Here is an 18,612-nt window from a genome sequence, read left to right as displayed (position 1 = left end):
GGTCTGGCGCTGAATGTGCCTGTGCGAGGTTATCTGATGCTACGATACATATTGGCTGTTGCCACATTGGCAGCAACCGTGCTGCCGAGTGTTTCCATCGCCGAGAGGGAAGCCACCGAATCTGCCAAACGCGAACTTGTGACCCGAAGCGAATTGCCCGGGCAAAAGTTCCGCGATTATTTGGGCCTGTTCAAGCCGCGTAAATCGCCTGTGCTTGAAAAAGTATCCTATTCAAAGAATTGGCTAGACCAATTGCCAACCGCCACTGGGGACGAGAACTTCAAATGTCTGGCCGAGGCGCTGTACTTTGAAGCGCGCGGCGAAAGCGTTCGCGGTCAGTTCGCCGTGGCCGAGGTGATCCTGAATCGGGTCAAAAGTAGCCGCTTTCCAAGTTCGCTGTGCGGGGTGATCAAGCAGGGAACCGGTAAGAAGTACCAATGCCAGTTCACCTACACCTGCGATGGTCAGAAAGAAGTTATCCGCGAGAAAAGAGCCTATGAGCGTGTGTCCAAGGTTGCCCGCGCGGCAATCGACGGCGTTGGCGTCGGGCTGACCGAAGGGGCGACCCACTACCACACCAAAGCGGTGCGCCCGTCATGGTCACGTGTCTACAAAGAAACGGCCCGGATCGGCGTTCACATTTTCTACCGCCACAACTATCGGACCGCGAGCAACTGATTGACGCACCCGCGCTGGAACCTTGATTGCGCGGGGCGTTTTCTGCCTTATGTAGCGGGCCAGGAGGTCCGCCATGATGTTATCCCGCAGACGGTTTCTGCAAACTTCGACCGCGCTTGCTCTGCTGCCAAAGGTAGCACATGCGGTCAGCTCTGATCTGGTCGCGCAAGAAGCGGTGCAACAGATTGCGCCTGACGGATATCCAGCTACGCCGGTTTGGACCTATGGCGGCCGCGTTCCCGGAGTCGACATCCGATTGCCTCAGGGCGGGCGCGTCAGTCGCAAGCTGATAAACAACCTGTCTCAACCGACGGCAGTGCATTGGCACGGAATTCGGATCGACAACGCAATGGATGGCGTGCCCGGGTTGACGCAGGACGCGGTCGAGATGGACCAATCCTTCGACTATGACTTTGTTGCGCCAGATGCAGGAACCTATTGGTATCACTCGCATAACCGGTCTACCGAACAGGTTGCCCGAGGTCTCTATGGACCCCTGATCGTTGAAGAATCTAACCCGCCGGATGTTGATCAGGATCTGACGCTGATGTTGGATGATTGGCGGCTGGACCCTGAAAGCGCGCATATCGTGGATGATTTTGACAATGGACACGACCTTAGCCATGCGGGGCGGCTGGGTAATCTGGTGTCCGTCAATGGCGGCTTTGATCCGGCTTATCCTGTTGGATCGGGGGAACGATTGCGATTGCGTCTGATCAATGCATCGAACGCTCGGATATTTGATTTGGCGTTGGACGGGCTGGCGGGTTGGATCGTGGCGCTGGATGGCATGCCTCTGGCAGTTCCATTGCCTGTAGAGGAGAGCTTCCCACTTGCGCCCGCACAACGGGCAGACCTTGTCGTGGATGTGACGTCCGCGTCCGGAGATGTCGCGGGTCTCGCAAGTATCGAGCGGGATGGCGGCTATGGCTTGGTACGCTTTCAAGTTTCCGAAGCGTCCACATCGCAAAGGCAGGGTATTGAACCATTGCCTGCGAACAATATGCCTGAATTTCAGTATGATCAGGCACCGCTGCATCGTATGTCCCTGCAGGGCGGTGCGATGCGATGGCTGGAAGGGGCCAAGCTTGGCGATCAGGACCTGACAGGCCGTGAGCTGGCTCAACTGGGCCGGTTCTGGGCGTTGAACGGATACGCGGAACGACCCAAGGATCCGTTTCTGGATGCGCGTCTGGGTCAGGTGCACCGGATCGAGTTTGTGAACGAAACTGTCTTTCCACATGCGATGCATCTGCATGGTCACCACTTCCGGCTCGTCCTGCCGGATGGCAGTTTGGGGCCCTGGCGCGACACCGTGCTGGTGGACCGGGGCCAGACCCGTCAGATCGCGTTGGTCGCGGACAATCCGGGAGACTGGCTGCTGCATTGCCATATGCTGGGACACGCTGCTTCGGGTATGATGAGCTGGTTCCGCGTAACCTGACGCCGCATTCGATGGCTGGAAAGACGCATGTTGCGGTGTTATACGCCCGCGCATCGTTTATTTTGGGCAAACACGTCCACAAAGCCCGAAAAGGTCCGCCTGTATGAGCTCTGAAATCCGTCTTGCCTTTGCGCACCCGTCCGAGCGGTCCGAAGCGACCGCTGCCCGGGGGCCGTTGGATCGTATTTCTCTGCGTGATCATATCGTCGAGGTTGAAATCGGCGCGTTTCAGGCCGAGCGTGGAACGACCCAGCGGATTTGCTTTAACATCGTGGTCGAGGTTCGCCCCTTGAGTGATCCCATCGACGATGACGTGGATCGCATCCTGTCTTATGACCGGGTGACTGAGGCGATCGCGTATGAGCTTGCGGCGGAACGTCTTAACCTGCTTGAGACTTTGGCAGACCGGGTGGCTGAGCGAATTTTACTTGAACCGCAGGCCGTAAGAGCTTTTGTCAGAATAGAAAAACTGGATCGTGGTCCTGGCGCTTTGGGTGTCGAGATCGTGCGCGGGAAAGACAAGGCTCACCACGACGTCGTCGAGGAAGAGCGTCCGCATCCCCGACTGGCTTTCCTGTCGAATGAGGCCATCGCATCTACAAATCTGACCGGGTGGATCGATCAGCTGGAAAATCGTGAACGCCCGTTGATCCTATGTGTCGGCGCGGCGGATATGCCTGTTTCACAGACTGGCCACGCGATGACACAACGCCGAATTGATCTGTTGGCGATTGAACAGAACGCCTGGGTTTTGGCTGCCCGCGATCACCGCTGTGTTGTCGTTTCAACGCGGACTGAGCTGGATTGGGCCATGAAAAATGGCCAGATTTGCGTCTGGGCACCCTCAAAAATCGTGCTGGATGCTGTTGACGGCCAATCGGCGGCACCTTCGGATGCGGTGGCGCTGGCGGCATGGTTTGCTGCCACTTTTGAGGCGAGTGAGATGATGGTGATCGGCGGCGCGCTGCCCGACGCCCCTGAAACCCCATTGCGTGCAATCTCGGTGGATCAGGCACAACTGTGACCGCGTATTTTCGACCACTGGTTCAGAATGGTCTGAACCGTCCTTCGGGGGCTGTCCCAATTGCGGGCCAGCCGCTGTGGTTTACCAATGTCGAACGGTTAAGCCGTGAAGAGTCCCCAAGGGTTATTGCTGTGGAGGATGTGCCGAGCGACACGCTGGACCGTCTGTCGCGTCCGCGTGTCGATGTCGCCGGCCTTGCCATGGATCGCCCGCACATTATGGGCATTCTGAATGCGACCCCAGATAGTTTCTCGGACGGCGGTGTGCACAATTCGGTCAGCGCGGCCCAATCTGCGGCTGAACAGATGGTTTCACAAGACGCAACCATTCTGGATATCGGCGGCGAATCGACCCGACCCGGCGCAACCTTCGTGCCCGAAGATGAAGAGATCGCCCGGACCCGCCCCCTGATCGAAGCCATCAAATCCCGTACTGATGCGTTAATATCCATTGATACGCGCAAATCCGCCGTCGCCAAAGCAGCGTGGGAGGCCGGAGCAGGGCTGATCAACGACGTAACCGGCTTTACCTTTGATCCGCAGCTGGCACCGTTTTGCGCACAAGTTGGCGCTCCGGTCTGTGTGATGCACATGCAGGGCGATCCGGGCACGATGCAAGACAACCCGACCTATGACGACGTTCTGCTGGACGTCTACGATTTCCTTGAAGGTCAGGTGGATCGTCTCGAAAACCTCGGATTGGATCGGGATCAGATCATCGTTGATCCGGGCATAGGGTTTGGCAAGACCGAGGCACATAACCTGGCCTTGCTGCAGGGGATCAGCCTGTTTCATGGTTTAGGTTGTCCGATCCTGTTGGGCGTGTCCCGAAAAGGTATTATTGGACAAATTGGCAAAGAGCCGCGCAAGGACGCCCGCGCGCCTGGATCAATCGCCGTCGGGCTGGCTGGATTGTCACAAGGCGTTCAAATTCTGCGCGTGCACGATGTTGCAGAAACCGCTCAGGCCTTGCGCCTTTGGGCCGCCGTCCGGTAAGCCAGAGGCAGGCAAGAAATGACGGAGTGACATTATGCGCAAGCTGTTCGGAACCGATGGGGTGCGGGGCACCGCCAATACCCATCCAATCACGGCTGAAATGGCATTGCGCATCGGGGCCGCCGCTGGCCGTTACTTCCGCCGCGATCAATCCGACGTCCACCGTGTGGTGATCGGTAAGGATACGCGCCTGTCCGGCTATATGGTGGAAAACGCCCTGACTGCCGGATTGACTTCGACCGGGATGAACGTGTTGCTGCTTGGGCCGGTGCCAACGCCTGCTGTCGGACTGATGACACGATCGATGCGCGCGGACCTTGGGGTGATGATCTCGGCCAGCCATAACCCGGCCGAGGACAACGGTATCAAGTTCTTTGGTCCTGACGGATACAAGCTGTCTGATCAGGCGGAGCTTGAGATTGAAAAGCTGATCGAAGAAGGTGTCAAACCTGCGCAGGCACGGAATATCGGCCGTGCCAGACGGGTGGATGATGCGCGGTTCCGATATGGTGAACGCGTCAAATCTTCGCTGTCGCGTGACTTGCGTTTGGACGGGCTAAAAGTTGTTGTCGATTGCGCCAATGGGGCCGCGCACCGCACGGCGCCCGAGGTTTTGTGGGAATTGGGTGCCGAAGTGATCCCGGTCGGCATTACGCCGAATGGTAAGAATATCAACCTAAACTGTGGCTCGACCAAACCGCAGCTGGCTGCCGAAACCGTCGTGGCCCATGGTGCAGATGTCGGGATTTGCTTGGACGGCGACGCCGATCGCGTCGTTATGATCGACGAGAATGGTCAGGTCGCGGATGGCGATCAGTTGATGGCGCTTTTGGCGACCAGCTGGGCCGAGGCAGACCGCCTGAAAGGCGGTGCGTTGGTTGCTACGGTGATGTCGAACCTAGGCCTGGAACGTCATCTTGAAAACCATGGTTTGCGTCTGGAGCGCACCGGCGTCGGGGACCGCTATGTCGTTGAACGTATGCGCGAAGGCGGGTTCAATCTGGGCGGCGAACAATCGGGCCACATCGTCATGAGCGATTACGCGACCACAGGTGACGGCTTGATGGCGGGCCTCCATTTCCTGGCGGAGATGGTTCATACGGGTCGCAAAGCATCGGAATTGGCGGTGCAGTTCGAAACCGTACCGCAAATGCTGAAGAACGTGCGCTATGGCGAAGGACAAGCCCCGCTTGAGGCCGCCAGTGTGCAGGCTGCAATTTCTGACGCCGAGGCGCGGCTGAACGGGCAGGGGCGGTTGCTGATCCGCAAATCGGGTACGGAACCTCTGATCCGCGTCATGGCGGAATGTGAAGATGACGCGCTGTTGATCCAGGTTGTCGACGGCATCGTTGCCGAGGTCGAGGCCGTCACAGGCTAGCGCCCGGTCAGCATCTTTCGCAGGCTGAACCACTGACTGATGGCCAGCCCGGTCAGGATCATAGCCAGCGCCACGAAAAAGCGCACCGGCAACGCCTCGGACAGAACCCATGCGCCGAACACCATCGACCAGATTGGCACTTGGTAGTTAACGAGTGTCATGAACACCGATCCTGCGCTGCGAATGACGGATACGCGCAGCAGTGTTGCGAATGCCGTAGGGACCAACCCCAAAACGATGATGGCAATGCTTGGGCGGGTACCTTCCCATGTCGGGACGCCTTCAGTCACGAACATGATCGGCAGCAGGATTACTGCGCCGACCAGCAGGGTCAGGGCGGCCAGAACCACCGGATCAATGGGCGGGCACTGCCGGGTGAAGATCGACGCGCAGGAATAGCATAAAGCGGCCCCGATGCAGGCCAGTTGCGCCAAAGGTTCCGACCCGTGGCCGAGTTGCGCCAAGCCGGGGCCGATCAGCACCAACGCACCGCAGAATCCAAGGGTCACGCCCACCAGTTTTCTCAGGTTCAGGGGCTCGTCCGAAAAGAAGTGCGCCAGCGGCAGTACCATCAGAGGGATTGCGGCCATGGACAGTCCCGCGAAGGCGGACGGTACGTATTGCTGCCCCCAGCTTAGCAGAACAAAGGGCAGGGCCGAGGACAAGATACCGATCACGATGACCGAAGCCCACAGGGCGGCCGACCCCGAGGGTAGCTTGCGGTTTGTAGCGGCCATCAGCCCCAGCAACATTACTGCGCCCAGCGTCGTCCGCGCGGTGGCGACGGTGATAGGTCCATACCCTTCCAGCGCCATGGCAACGACCATGAATGTCCCGCCCCAGATCAGGCCGAGGATGATAACGCCGCTCCAATCGCGGGATGTGGGGTGCTGGACCATCTTCGTCTCGGCTTGGGGCATGGACAAAAAAGGGCGGCCAGATGGGCCGCCCTTTCGCATTCGCTTGGCAGGATCAGTTCTTTTCCTGATCGACCAGCTTGCCGGCGGAAATCCACGGCATCATGTCGCGCAGTTTCTTACCAACCTGCTCGATCTGGTGCTCATCATTGTGGCGGCGAGCCGCTTTGATGGTCGGCTGACCAACAGCGTTTTCCAGCATGAAGTCACGCACGAATTTGCCGGTTTGGATGTCCGACAGCGTCTCTTTCATCGCTTTCTTGGTCTGCTCATAGGGCAGGATCCGTGGGCCGGTGACGTACTGGCCGTACTCGGCAGTGTTCGAGATCGAATAATCCATGTTCGCGATGCCGCCTTCATAAATCAGGTCAACGATCAGCTTGGTCTCGTGCAGACATTCGAAATAGGCCATTTCGGGCGCATAACCTGCCTCAACCAGAGTTTCGAAACCACAACGGATCAGTTCGACGATGCCGCCGCACAGAACGGCTTGTTCGCCGAACAGGTCGGTTTCGCATTCTTCACGGAAGTTGGTCTCGATGATGCCCGAGCGACCGCCACCAATTGCCGAGCAATAGGACAGGCCGATTTCCAGCGCTTTGCCGGTCGCGTCGTTGTTCACGGCAACCAGGCAAGGCACGCCGCCGCCCTTGACGTATTCGCCGCGCACGGTGTGGCCGGGGCCTTTGGGAGCCATCATGATGACGTCGATGCCTTCTTTCGGCTCGATCAATCCGAAGTGCACGTTCAGGCCATGGGCAAAAGCAATGGCAGAGCCGGGCTTGATGTTGTCATGCACGTATTTCTTGTAGGTCTCGGCCTGCAGTTCGTCGGGCATGGTGAACATGATGACGTCGCACCAGGCTGCCGCTTCGGCGATGCCCATGACTTCCAGGCCTTCGGCTTCAGCTTTCTTGGCCGATGCGGAGCCTTCGCGCAGAGCGACGACAAGGTTCTTCGCGCCCGAGTCGCGCAGGTTCAGTGCGTGGGCGTGGCCTTGCGAGCCGTAGCCCAGGATCGCCACTTTCTTGTCTTTGATCAGGTTGATGTCGCAATCGCGATCGTAATAGACGCGCATGTCGCCGGTCCTTTCTGGTTAGATTGCCGAGGTTTTTACCTGCCGGATGTTGTATTGGCGATAGGGTTGCACTTGAGTATTTGTGAAAAAGATGAAGAATAATTCGTGTAACACCAGAAATGCGAAAAATTCATGCTTGATGACATAGACCGCCGAATCCTGCGCCACTTTCAGGCCGATCCCAGCCTGACTGCTGCGGAACTGGCCGAGCGTTGCCGTATCAGCCAGGGTGTCTGCTGGCGCCGGGTCGAAAAGATGCAGGCAACCGGAATAATCCAGGGGCAGGAGGCCGTGATCGATTGGGCGGCGCTTGGGTATGCGGTCGAGGTTTCGCTGCGCGTAACGCTGGACAAGACGCAATCGCGCGCGTTTGACGAATTTACTGCCGCCGCCCGGCAAGTGCCCGAGGTGATCGAATTGCAAACATTTCTGGGCAGGGTGGATGTGCGGCTGTCGGTGATTGCCAGGGACATGTCACACTACCAACAACTCTACCGTGACCGCATTCTGACCCTGCCGCATATCGCGGATATTGAGGCCTTGATGCATATCGCGAGGGTCAAGAGCGAAGAGGTCTTGCCGGTATGACCGAATTGGATGAGCTGGACCGAAAAATACTGTGTGCGTTGGCTCAGGACGCCTCCCAGAGCGCCGGGGCGTTGGGGCGTAAGCTGGGTCTGTCACAACCGGCGACATGGCGCCGCATCCGCCGGCTGGAAACCTCGGGCGTTATCAAAGGTCGCCGGCTGCGCCTGAATGCCGAGGCGTTGGGATTTGGCGTGACGGTATTCCTTGGCGTGAAACTGGCGCGCAAGGGGCAGGTCAGTCTGGAGGATTTTGAGCGTGCCGTCAGTGCTATTCCAGAAGTTCAGACCGTCGAGCATGTGCTGGGTCTGTACGATTATCGCCTGCGAGTGGTTGCCCGCGACCTGTCCGATTTTGAGCGGGTCCTGCGCCGTCGGATTATGACCTTGCCCGGCGCAGGAGATGTCGAAGCCAACGTCCTGCTAAGTGAGGAACGTTTGCCGGGACCGATCGGATAAACCCGTTCAGTACCGAGTGCGGATGCAATATCCGGGATGGTGCGTCATCCGGGCAAATGCCATCGGATTTCCGTTCTTCCAGGTCGTGCGCTCTAGCTGGATCATCGACGTTCCGGGGGTTGTTCCCATGAATTCCGCCAATCGTCCGTCCGCGGAGATCGCGCAAAAGGAGACCTCAGCCTCGGTAAACGGAGAGGCGTTCAGTAGCCATTCATGAGGGCCGTGGTTGGTCAGATCGGCATGTTCGATTTCGGGCACCGCATCTATGTTGATCCAGCGTTCTTCCAATTGGAAGGGACGGTTATCTGCATAGTGCATACAGATGACTTGCAGGACGCGAATGTCCGCCGATACACCGATCTGTGAAGCCAGCCAACCGGGGCTTGCGACCACGTTGCGTTCGACCAGCGAGTACCGATAGGTTGCATTTTGGTTTTCAACCGTTTGACGAGCCAAAGAAAATTCCAGCTTGGCATGCTTGCTGGGTTCCTTTTTGACCCGGGTCCCGCTTTTGCGTTTGCGCTCGACAAAGCCCTGATCGGACAGTTCGCGCAGGGCACGGTTCACTGTAGCGCGTGCGCAATTGAATTCCTCGGCAAGTTGCGTTTCGGTTGGCAGAAGCGATCCCTGCGGCCAAATGCGGCTTTCAATCCGCCGTTTGACTTCGTCCCTTACAACTTGAAAACTGATCCGCTTATGCGCATTCACCTGTCGAAATACCTTTCTTCTGTAAAGTGAGTGCATCTGGTCAGAAACACGTCAGAGTGTAAAGGGCAGCTGACACTAATTGGCGTCATTTCTTGCCAAATTCGACCAACAAAATATCATTTGAGTGTTTTGTTTTTAGTTCCCTTAGGTCAGATATTCGGGTTCAGTACGGGTCTCGGCAAATTAACCCGGGTCGCGAGGCCGCTGACGACAATTTGAAAGGACAAACCATGCCAGCGCTATTGGACACCGTCGATCCCTCTGGGCTCGAAGAGTTCTCGGTCGTGTTTACGGATAGGTCGCTGAACCACATGTCGGTTCAGTTTCAGCAGGTGATGCGCGACATCTCGGGCTTGCTGAAGGATGTGTATAATGCGGATGGTGTGGCGATTATCCCTGGTGGTGGCACCTATGGCATGGAGGCCGTCGCCCGGCAATTTGCGCGCAACGCCAATGTATTGGTCGTTCGGAATGGGTGGTTTTCCTACCGCTGGAGCCAGATTATCGAATCCGGTGATCTGACGGCGTCAGCGACGGTTCTCAAAGCTCGTGAAACCGGCAATTCCAGCCCGTCTCCCTTTGCCCCCGCACCGATTGACGAGGTTGTTTCAACAATCCGTGAACAGAGTCCGGATGTTGTATTTGCCCCACATGTAGAGACCTCGGCCGGTGTCATTCTGCCCGATGATTACGTGACCGCCATGGCCGCCGCGGCGCATGAGGTTGGGGCGTTAATGGTGCTGGACTGCATCGCGTCGGGTTGTGCCTGGGTCGATATGAAGGCCACTGGTGTGGATGTCCTGATCTCGGCCCCCCAGAAAGGCTGGAGCGCATCGCCCTGCGCGGGCCTTGTCATGTTTTCTGAGCGCGCCGAAGCGCGGTTGGAGGAGACGACGTCTGACAGCTTTGCCGTTGATCTGAAGAAATGGCGGCAGATCATGCAGGCCTATGAAAATGGCGGGCACGCGTATCACGCGACCATGCCCACGGACGCGTTGAAGGCGTTCCGCGATACGATGGTCGAGACCCGCGATTATGGGTTCGACAAGCTGCGGGACGCCCAATGGGCGTTGGGCGATGGAGTGCGGGCGATGCTGCGGGACAAGGGCATCGTCTCGGTAGCAGCGGACGGATTTGGCGCGCCGGGTGTCGTGGTCAGCTATACCTCGGACCCGGATGTTCAGAATGGTAAGAAGTTTGCGACGTTGGGCATGCAGATCGCAGCAGGTGTGCCGCTGCAATGTGATGAGCCAGAAGGGTTCAGCACCTTCCGCCTTGGTCTGTTTGGTCTGGACAAACTGTACGACGTCGACGGCACCATCGGGCGGCTCAAGCGCGTGCTGGATCAGGTTCTGTGAAACCATTCGGGCCTTAGCGTACGCCGAGGCCCATTTGCATCAAGGTCTTGCGAACAGCCGGTAGAGAATAGAGCGCATTTAGCCCCATTGCCCGGACGTCCCTTAACGGCCGCGCCTCGATCATCGAGGCGCGGTTCAACAGGTCGATGCCTTTGACCCGCATCTCGATTTCGGTGTGGCGAGCCTTGTGATAGGCCTCGAGCATCTGCGCATCGCCCAGACCTTCAGGACGGGCCTGCGCCAGTTCCAGCAGACTGCTCAGATCGCTCAGCGACATGTTCAATCCCTGGGCTCCAATTGGCGGCACCACATGGGCGGCCTCGGCCATCAGCGCGACTCGCTCGCCAGCCAGACGTTCTGCTGACTGGCTGATGATCGGCCAGATGGTCCGGCGCGAGGCCAGTTTTAACGGTCCGAACAACCCACAGGACCGTTCGGTCATCAGCGCCTCAAACGCCTCGGACTCGGTGTTGAGCAACTCAACCGCGCGGGGTCCGCGCTCCATCCACACAATCGCCGAAGACGGTTGCCCCTGCCAATCGGGCAGGGGGACCAGGGTGAACGGCCCGCCCGAGCGGTGAATCTCGGTCGAAACATTGTCGTGCGGGATGGGATGTGTGACTGCAAAGGCCAATGCTTTCTGGCCATAGCGCGTGGAATGGACGTTGATCCCAGCCGCCTCGCGCATGGGAGAGTTGCGCCCGTCAGCGGCGACCACCAGTTTGCAACGAATGCGGCTGCCGTCACTCAGGCCGACACGCGCTTCGGCAGTGCGGGTGAACAGACTGACAGTGCCAGTACCGGGGCGGAAATCGACATTGGGCAGTTCGGCCAGTCGTGCCACCATCTCGCGCCGCAGCAGCCAGTTGGGCAGGTTCCAGCCGAAGGGCAGATCCGAAATATCTGCGGCGTTGAAATCGCGTACCACGCGGGGTTCAGGAACATCTCCGCCTGCGTCCACAATCCGCATGATCTGTAAGGGGGCCGCGTGTGCGTCCAGCCGTTGCCACAACCCGCATTGCTCTAACAAGCCGTGCGCTGGTTGCAAAAAGGCGGTAGTCCGCAAATCAGAGCCGTCCACGTCGCGCTCGGTTATCGGGGGCGTCGGGTCGACGCAAATGACGTCGAACCCGGCGGTTCCAAAGGCCGCCGCAGCGGTCAGACCAGCGATTCCGCCGCCGGAAATCAGGATGTCACAGCTGTCTTTCATGACCTTGGCCTCCGAGTGTTTGGCAGACCCTAGTTCGGTTCTGCATCGGGCGCCAAGTGACATCCTGTCCCGCGTGTTAGCCGCGTGAAATCAGGATGAGGATCAGGAACATCACCGGCACCATCATCACGGCTGGGATGTATAGGCCCGGCAGACCGAACAACAGGGCAGAACAGCCCCACATGCTGAAAATCGCGGCCGCTGTATAACCCCACTCTTCGCCCTTTGCATGAGCGGCATCTTTGGCTAACCAGCCAAACAGGGGAATTGCAAACAACAGGCGCTGCCAGATGGGCAGGCGTCCGGGCATCTCGATCGCGCTCATGGGGTCTCCGATTCTGTTCGTCGCTGAGGCGCATATAGGGTCGATGATGCACCTGCAGAATGTGCGGATCGTCGCAGTGTGACAGCCTATCGCAGGCGGGCCAGAAACGCGGTCAAATCGTCGGTATGATGGTGGATATGCTCAGCCTTATGCGGCTCGGGCGCGACGTGAACTGTGAGCATTCCCATCGCGTGCGGAGCAGCCAGATTGCGCGGATCATCTTCGAACATGGCCGCCTTGTCAGCGTCGATGCCATCCTGTGCAAAGATCGCCTCGAACGCGGCCTGTTCAGGTTTTGGAAGATAGCCCGCGTGTTCCACGCCATAAACCGCATCGAACAAACCGCTGAGGCCGCGTGCTTTTAGCACACGTTCGGCATAAGGCGCGCTGCCGTTGGTGTAAACGATGCGACGGCCGGGCAGGGACCGGATGTGATTGGCCAGTTCGGCGTCGGGGTCCATGTGGCTCATGTCCACCTGATGCACAGCGTACAGATAGGGTTCGGGATCCAGGTCATGCTCGGCCATCAAGCCGGCCAGCGTGGTGCCGTATTCCCGCCAATAGTGCGAGCGCAGACGATCCGCCTCGGCCCGGTCGACGCCAATAGCCTGCACCACGTATTCCGTCATCAGAACCTCGATCTGGTCGAATAGTTGCATATGAGGCGGGTACAGCGTGTTGTCGAGGTCGAACACCCATTGGGTGACGTGCGAAAAAGAAGGTTTGACCATGAGTTGGGTTTAGGCCGCCATGCACAGGTTTTCAATGCTACACTTGATTGCACAGGCCTGAGGCGGATAGACATGTCCGAACGAGGAGAAAAAACACCCCATGCCGCAATCCCGTCAGCCCAACAAAGACGCCTATAGCCTTATTCTCGAAGCGATTGATGTGGGCGTTTACAAGCCCGGCGACCGATTGGTCGAAAGTGAGCTGGCAGAACGATTTGGCGTGTCTCGTACACCTATCCGCGAAGCGTTGCAGCGACTTGAGACGCAGTCCCTGCTAGAGCGTGACGGACGATCACTGATCGTGGCCTCATTGGATCACAACCAAATGGCCGAACTTTATGTGGTCCGGCGCGAGTTGGAAGGGTTGGCCGCAAAGCTGGCCGCGAAACACGCCACCGAGGAAGAGATAAAAGTGCTGCAGGACATGGTCGCCGCTGACGATGCTTTGGTGAATGATCCGACGGCACTGTCGCGGGCCAACCGGCGGTTTCATGAACAGATCCATCTGGCTTCGCACAACCGGTATCTGGTGCAGCAGCTGAATCTTGTGCACCGCACAATGGCTCTGATGGCTACGACCTCGCTTGCCGTTCAGGGCCGTGGCGAGATTGCGCAAAGTGAGCATAAGGGCATTGTCGAGGCGATCACCGCCCGTGATGAAGAGGCGGCAGAGCGCGCGCTGAAAGAACATATCTCGGTGGCGTTCATGACCCGGCTGAAACAGGACGCGGTGTTGCGCGAGAAATGACCGTCAGTGCGGCTGTACTTCTTCGCGGGCCTGCCCATGCTGAGTTTTGTCCCAGAAGAACGGGTTGCTGGCCAGCTCCCACAGGGCTTTGTAGGCGGCTAATACGCCTAGCGGAAAGTAAAGCGGCATTGTTGGAACCCACGGCATCAGGAACCGTCTTTCTTGTGCTGCTACGGCCAGCATTCCAACGATCAGATTGGTAATTTCGGCCACCAGAAACAGGCTGATGAGTGCGTAGAAGGCCCAATCAGACAAAAGCGGATCGAACGGGCCAGGCAAGCCCAGTGTCGCCAACCAGAACAGCCATAGGACTGGTGCCAGTAGAAACTGGCCAATAGTCCCCAAGAAGAACGCCTGAACACCAAGAAATCGCTTGAGCCCGATGTCGCTTATCAGACGCCGCGGCGCACGCATGTGCACCAAATAGGTCACCATGAACCCCTTCAGCCAGCGCGAGCGCTGCTTGACCCACGGCCAGGCACGAAAGTTTGCCTCTTCATAGGTGGTGGTATCGACCATCTCGGTTCGATACCCCGCACGGCTGAGGCGCACGCCCAGATCTGCATCCTCGGTTACGTTGTGGGCATCCCAGCCGCCAAGCTCCAGCAATTTATCCCTGCGAAAATAGAATGTTGTGCCCCCAAGGGGGACGACCAGACCCAGATTCGCAATGCCTTGCAGGATGATCCGAAACCAGCTGTTGTATTCGATGGTAAAGCAGCGTGACCGCCAATTTGTGCGCGGGTTGTAATAATCCAGAACACCTTGCAGGCAGACGACATCTTCGCCAGCCCGCGCAAAATGCCGGACCACGCGTTCGATCTGATCCGGTTGCGGGGCGTCCTCGGCATCCCACACACCCAGAATGTCCCCACGACAAAAATCCAGCGCGTAGTTCATCGCTCGGGGCTTTGTCGTCAGTCCGTTCAGTTCCGGGACTTCCACCGTTCTGATCCAGCTAGGCAGATCCACTCGGCTTAATGTGGTGCGCGTGACCTCATCTGAGGCTTCCAGTACCAGAATGACGTCCAACAACGCTTTTGGGTAGGTCAGGCGTTGCAGCCGCCTTATCAAAGCGCCTGCAATCTCTCGTTCTTTGTAAAGGGGCACCATCATCGATACGCGCGGCAATCGCAGTGGAACAGGCTCGGGGGTTGGGCACACTTGGCGGCATCTCATAAGGTATGAGACCAAGCCCACAATGCGCAAAACCATGAACAAGAGCAGTGAAACGGTGGCCGTGGTCAAAAGAGCAGCCAGACCAACCAGAGGAAAGGCTGTAAAAAAGAAAAGAAGTCCCGCAAGGGCCGCGATGGGACCCGCGCGCTTTGTCGGCGTCCACGATCGACAACTCTGATCCTTGTCGACCCGGGTTTCCGCGCCTTTTACCAAAGTTTCGGAAAATGCGCTGGCAATTGCATGATCAATCTGACTGACCGATGCAAGTACCGGGGCAATCGTGTGTTCAGTGTGGGACAGGGCGGCGCGCACCGCGGCAAAGCGGTTCGGATCTGCGGTCGCGATCAGCAGGATTGGGCCGATGCGTTGCCATGGGATCACATTATGCTTCAGCCAGAACTCGACCGGTTTGATGTCACATAAGCTCGGGGAAGGGGGCGTGTCTTTCAGATCGGCGATTTGCAGGTTGGTTTGCTCGGACAGGGCATCCATGACCTCCTGACGGCTGATCCAACCCTCACCTACAAGGATCTCGCCCAGTGGGGCCTGTTGTCTGGACTGCAGATGCAGAGCCATTTCCAGTTGCGCGGTGGTGATACATCCACGTTCGACCAAACGGGTGCCTAGGGGTTTCCGCGACCGATTGGAAATCGGCGCGGCGCGCGCGAATTGCTGCAGGCTATGTTCAACCATAAAAAAACCCTGACACGGTGACCCGCGTCAGGGTTGCTCAATCAAGGTTAACAGCGCGTTAACACTAAACGATGAAGTGGTTAAGCCTGTTCTTTCTTGTCTGCCATAGCTTCGGCAAAGCGTTCAAACAGATAGTAGCTGTCCTGTGGGCCAGGCGAGGCCTCGGGGTGGTGCTGCACTGAATAGACAGGGCGATCGGTCATGCGGATGCCGCAGTTGGACCCGTCAAACAACGAGCGGTGGGTTTCCACAACGCCGTCGGGCAGGGACTGGGCGTCCACCGCGAAGCCATGGTTCATCGAGGTGATCTCGACCTTGCCGGTATCCAGGTCTTTGACCGGGTGGTTGGCCCCGTGGTGGCCGTGGTTCATTTTGACGGTATGACCGCCCAAAGCCAGCGCCAGCATCTGATGTCCCAGACAGATGCCAAAGACGGGCAGGTCGGTGGTGTCCAAAACGTCTTTGATCATCGGCACGGCGTATTCACCGGTGGCTGCCGGGTCTCCGGGGCCGTTCGACAGGAACACGCCATCGGGATTATGGGCCAGCACCTCGGCGGCCGTCGCTGTTGCAGGCAGAACCGTGACGTCGCATCCGGCCGAGGCGAGGCAGCGCAGGATATTGCGCTTTGCGCCAAAGTCCACGGCGACAACTTTATGAACCGGAGCTTCCTGACGTTTGTACCCGTCTGGCCAGGCCCACCGCATTTCATCCCAGCGATAGCTTTGGGCGCAGGTGACCTCTTTGGCCAGATCCATACCTTCCAGACCGGCAAAGCCACGCGCGGCAGCAACCAGGGCCTCGATATCAAAGTTTCCGTCGGGATCATGTGACAACGCGACATGTGGTGCGCCTTGCTGACGGATGGCACGGGTCAGGCGACGCGTGTCCACACCACCGATGGCGATGCGGCCACGGCGGGCCAGCCAGGTTTTCAATTCTTCGGCCGAGCGCCAGTTCGAGGGCTCGGTCGGGTCCCATTTGACCACCATCCCGGCGGCAACCGGATCGCCGGTCTCGTCATCCTCGGGGTTCACGCCGACATTGCCGATATGAGGGAAGGTGAAGGTCACGATCTGTCCCGCATAAGAGGGGTCAGTCATGATTTCCTGATATCCGGTCATGGCGGTGTTAAAGCACAGTTCAGCCACGGTTTGGCCGGTGGCGCCGAAGCCCATACCGTAGAACAATGTACCGTCGGCCAATGCCAGACATGCGGTGGGCTTGGACGGGGCGTTCTGGGCCATGGCGCGACTCTCCTGCAAGGTAAACCGGCGCATACCTAAGGGGGTTGTACGCTCGGGTCAAGTCTGTTCAATTTTTAGGCTATTGTTTAAAATCAATAAGTTAACCATATGAACCCCCTGTTGTATCGCGCTTTTTGTTTCGATATGGTCGGGGTTCCTTTGCCATGGGGATGGACAGAACATATGGATATGCGATCAAGGGTGAACACTGCCCTGAAGCAAGCAATGAAAGACAAGGATGCCGAGCGTCTGTCGACGCTGCGCCTGATTAATGCTGCGATCAAGGACCGTGACATCGCCTCGCGCGCGTCTGACAACGAAGAAGCCAAAGGCTGCGGCGACACAGAGGTGCTTGAAATTCTTGGTAAAATGACCAAGCAGCGCAAGGAAAGCGCCCGTGCTTATGAAGAGGGCAGCCGATTGGATCTTGCCGAACGGGAACTGCGCGAGGTCGAGGTCATCGAGGAATTCCTGCCCAAGCAATTGGACGATGACGAGGTGAGCAAGGCCATTCAGACCGCAATCACGGCCACCGGCGCCGGGTCGATCCGCGACATGGGCAAAGTGATGGGTGAGCTGAAAACCCGTTACACCGGCCAGATGGATTTCGGCAAGGTTGGCCCGATGGTCAAAGATCAGCTCTGCGCTGCGCCAGGCGGCAGCTGCTAAGCATTATTGTTTGCTAAGATGCTAAGGCTGCGCGACAGGTTCGCGCAGTTTTTTTGTGAGCTCATCAAACAGCGAAATCCGCTCTTCCTCAGACAGAAAGGCGCCAATTTCAACTTCGCGGCCGTCACCGGTCAGTGTGACATAGTTCGGGACCGGGCCGCCGCGCTCATGCATTTCGGGACGCGCCCAATAGCGGTTGCAGGACCACTCCTGCTGCCCCCGTTGTGGGTGATGCTGCACCAGACGGGCCTGCGAGCCGGTCAAGGTCAACACCTCGAAAACGCTGCGTGCACGGTAATTGGACTGGATCGCGAACCACAGTCCCAGAACGGTCAACAGCATGAATGGCAGCAAACCCCACAGCAAAACCGACCCAAGAACAGCCATCAGGGGAATCAAGCCAAACAGGAAGACCGCCAACACCACACGCATCGCCCAGCGTGGGGGCAGAGAGTTATGCGGCCACAGGCGCAACTCTTGCTCGGAACTTGAGGTTTGATTCCATCGATACGGCATGGTGCAAAAATAGCGCAACACCTGCCGGTGTCTAACAGGAAAGATCAGATGACGTGCCCAACTCTGGCCCACGACAACGCGTCATCCAGTCGGTCATCGCCCCAGAAAACCTCGCCGCGAACGACCAGGCTGGGGGCGCCAAAAACGCCCAGCTTTGTGGCCTGTTCTGTTTCGGTTTCAAGCGCCGAGATCGTGTCCGGGCTGCGGGCGCGTGCAAGGGTCAGGCGCGGGTCCTGCTGACACCGGTGCAGTGCTTCTGACAGCGCCGTTTCGCTGCCCGCCTCAATCCCTTCTTCGAACCAGATGCGGTACAGGTTTTGGGTAAAGGACTTGCCCCAGCCATCCGACATACCCAGCACAGCGACCTGATTGGCCAGCGCAAGATCCGAGATCGGGTAGGGTGCAGGAAGCGTTGCGTGCAGGTGGTACTTTGCGGCGCGCCGCTCGATATCACGCCACATATATGCGGATTTGGCCGGTTTGCCCGCAAAGGGAATGTTCTGTTGTTCGGACATTATGGTGCGAACGTTGAACGGGCGCCAATTGACGGTCGCGTCATGCTCATCACACCAATCATCCAGGCGCATGATTGTCAGGAAGCTGTATGTGCTGCCGATGGAAAACCAAAAGTCAATTTCGGGCATCTGATGGCTCCGATCCCAGGGTTTCTG

At 58.1% G+C, this 18,612-nt stretch carries 20 protein-coding genes; 10 read left to right on the top strand and 10 right to left on the bottom strand.

Going from position 1 to position 18,612, the window contains the following annotated elements:
- Positions 1–36: 36 nt before the first annotated feature.
- The 5 genes from AC2FJE_RS03000 (at position 37) to glmM (ending at position 5,519) form a co-directional block, all read left to right on the top strand.
- Complete coding sequence (locus AC2FJE_RS03000; RefSeq protein WP_145975887.1) at positions 37–678, top strand: cell wall hydrolase; 642 nt, start codon at positions 37–39, stop codon at positions 676–678.
- A 73-nt stretch (positions 679–751) separates the two neighbouring features.
- Entirely contained in the window at positions 752–2,122 is a 1,371-nt protein-coding gene (locus AC2FJE_RS02995; RefSeq protein ID WP_496753627.1) for a multicopper oxidase family protein, read from the top strand.
- 103 nt (positions 2,123–2,225) lie between these two features.
- Positions 2,226–3,146, top strand: a complete 921-nt coding sequence (locus tag AC2FJE_RS02990; RefSeq protein ID WP_496753629.1) for a dihydroneopterin aldolase — start codon at positions 2,226–2,228, stop codon at positions 3,144–3,146.
- A complete protein-coding gene (gene folP / locus AC2FJE_RS02985; RefSeq protein ID WP_496753630.1) occupies positions 3,143–4,141 on the top strand; it encodes a dihydropteroate synthase in 999 nt (332 codons plus the stop codon). Before AC2FJE_RS02990 ends, folP begins: the two co-directional genes overlap by 4 nt.
- 34 nt (positions 4,142–4,175) lie before the next feature.
- Positions 4,176–5,519, top strand: coding sequence for a phosphoglucosamine mutase (gene glmM / locus AC2FJE_RS02980; RefSeq protein ID WP_282118731.1), 1,344 nt, complete (start codon positions 4,176–4,178; stop codon positions 5,517–5,519).
- On the opposite strand, the gene AC2FJE_RS02975 is transcribed toward glmM, so the two are convergent.
- Positions 5,516–6,418, bottom strand: a complete 903-nt coding sequence (locus tag AC2FJE_RS02975) for a DMT family transporter (protein WP_496753632.1) — start codon at positions 6,416–6,418, stop codon at positions 5,516–5,518. The genes glmM and AC2FJE_RS02975 overlap by 4 nt on opposite strands.
- A gap of 73 nt (positions 6,419–6,491) precedes the next feature.
- The gene (gene ilvC / locus AC2FJE_RS02970) at positions 6,492–7,514 is read right to left on the bottom strand and encodes a ketol-acid reductoisomerase (RefSeq protein WP_108858914.1); all 1,023 of its coding nucleotides are present in this window, start codon (positions 7,512–7,514) and stop codon (positions 6,492–6,494) included.
- Positions 7,515–7,646: 132 nt separating this feature from the next.
- On the opposite strand from ilvC, the gene AC2FJE_RS02965 reads away from it, so the two are divergent.
- Entirely contained in the window at positions 7,647–8,102 is a 456-nt protein-coding gene (locus tag AC2FJE_RS02965) for an Lrp/AsnC family transcriptional regulator (protein ID WP_108858913.1), read from the top strand.
- Entirely contained in the window at positions 8,099–8,557 is a 459-nt protein-coding gene (locus AC2FJE_RS02960) for an Lrp/AsnC family transcriptional regulator (protein ID WP_113789069.1), read from the top strand. Before AC2FJE_RS02965 ends, AC2FJE_RS02960 begins: the two co-directional genes overlap by 4 nt.
- A gap of 6 nt (positions 8,558–8,563) precedes the next feature.
- Here AC2FJE_RS02960 and hutC read toward each other — a convergent pair whose 3' ends face one another.
- Positions 8,564–9,265 carry a histidine utilization transcriptional repressor HutC gene (hutC, locus tag AC2FJE_RS02955; RefSeq protein WP_282118729.1) on the bottom strand — a complete coding sequence of 234 codons (702 nt, stop codon included), beginning with the start codon at positions 9,263–9,265 and terminating at the stop codon, positions 8,564–8,566.
- A 230-nt stretch (positions 9,266–9,495) separates the two neighbouring features.
- On the opposite strand from hutC, the gene AC2FJE_RS02950 reads away from it, so the two are divergent.
- Positions 9,496–10,623, top strand: a complete 1,128-nt coding sequence (locus AC2FJE_RS02950; RefSeq protein WP_496760617.1) for an aminotransferase class V-fold PLP-dependent enzyme — start codon at positions 9,496–9,498, stop codon at positions 10,621–10,623.
- Between the two features lie 13 nt (positions 10,624–10,636).
- Here AC2FJE_RS02950 and AC2FJE_RS02945 read toward each other — a convergent pair whose 3' ends face one another.
- The 3 genes from AC2FJE_RS02945 to AC2FJE_RS02935 form a co-directional block, all read right to left on the bottom strand.
- Positions 10,637–11,833, bottom strand: a complete 1,197-nt coding sequence (locus AC2FJE_RS02945; RefSeq protein ID WP_496760616.1) for a UbiH/UbiF family hydroxylase — start codon at positions 11,831–11,833, stop codon at positions 10,637–10,639.
- Positions 11,834–11,909: 76 nt separating this feature from the next.
- On the bottom strand, positions 11,910–12,158 hold the full coding sequence (locus tag AC2FJE_RS02940; protein ID WP_282168549.1) for a hypothetical protein: 249 nt from the start codon (positions 12,156–12,158) through the stop codon (positions 11,910–11,912).
- 86 nt (positions 12,159–12,244) lie between these two features.
- A complete protein-coding gene (locus AC2FJE_RS02935) occupies positions 12,245–12,889 on the bottom strand; it encodes a pyrimidine 5'-nucleotidase (RefSeq protein WP_496760615.1) in 645 nt (214 codons plus the stop codon).
- 100 nt (positions 12,890–12,989) lie between these two features.
- Between AC2FJE_RS02935 and AC2FJE_RS02930 the strand changes: the two genes are divergently transcribed.
- Positions 12,990–13,637: a GntR family transcriptional regulator gene (locus AC2FJE_RS02930; protein ID WP_058273905.1), complete on the top strand. Its 648-nt coding sequence runs from the start codon at positions 12,990–12,992 to the stop codon at positions 13,635–13,637.
- A gap of 3 nt (positions 13,638–13,640) precedes the next feature.
- On the opposite strand, the gene AC2FJE_RS02925 is transcribed toward AC2FJE_RS02930, so the two are convergent.
- Positions 13,641–15,509 (bottom strand): glycosyltransferase, encoded by a 1,869-nt coding sequence (locus AC2FJE_RS02925; RefSeq protein WP_496753637.1) that lies wholly within the window; start codon positions 15,507–15,509, stop codon positions 13,641–13,643.
- Positions 15,510–15,589: 80 nt separating this feature from the next.
- Positions 15,590–16,756: a glutamine-hydrolyzing carbamoyl-phosphate synthase small subunit gene (carA, locus tag AC2FJE_RS02920; RefSeq protein ID WP_496753639.1), complete on the bottom strand. Its 1,167-nt coding sequence runs from the start codon at positions 16,754–16,756 to the stop codon at positions 15,590–15,592.
- 183 nt (positions 16,757–16,939) lie between these two features.
- On the opposite strand from carA, the gene AC2FJE_RS02915 reads away from it, so the two are divergent.
- Positions 16,940–17,425 carry a GatB/YqeY domain-containing protein gene (locus AC2FJE_RS02915; protein WP_058274249.1) on the top strand — a complete coding sequence of 162 codons (486 nt, stop codon included), beginning with the start codon at positions 16,940–16,942 and terminating at the stop codon, positions 17,423–17,425.
- Between the two features lie 21 nt (positions 17,426–17,446).
- Here AC2FJE_RS02915 and AC2FJE_RS02910 read toward each other — a convergent pair whose 3' ends face one another.
- Both AC2FJE_RS02910 and AC2FJE_RS02905 read right to left on the bottom strand, forming a co-directional pair.
- Entirely contained in the window at positions 17,447–17,941 is a 495-nt protein-coding gene (locus AC2FJE_RS02910) for a DUF2244 domain-containing protein (RefSeq protein WP_282118866.1), read from the bottom strand.
- Positions 17,942–17,985: 44 nt separating this feature from the next.
- Positions 17,986–18,585 (bottom strand): 2-hydroxychromene-2-carboxylate isomerase, encoded by a 600-nt coding sequence (locus AC2FJE_RS02905; protein ID WP_282168546.1) that lies wholly within the window; start codon positions 18,583–18,585, stop codon positions 17,986–17,988.
- Positions 18,586–18,612: the final 27 nt, after the last annotated feature.

It is taken from the genome of Ruegeria sp. CDSC002, assembly GCF_059610905.1.
This window is presented reverse-complemented; position numbering and strand designations above follow the sequence as displayed.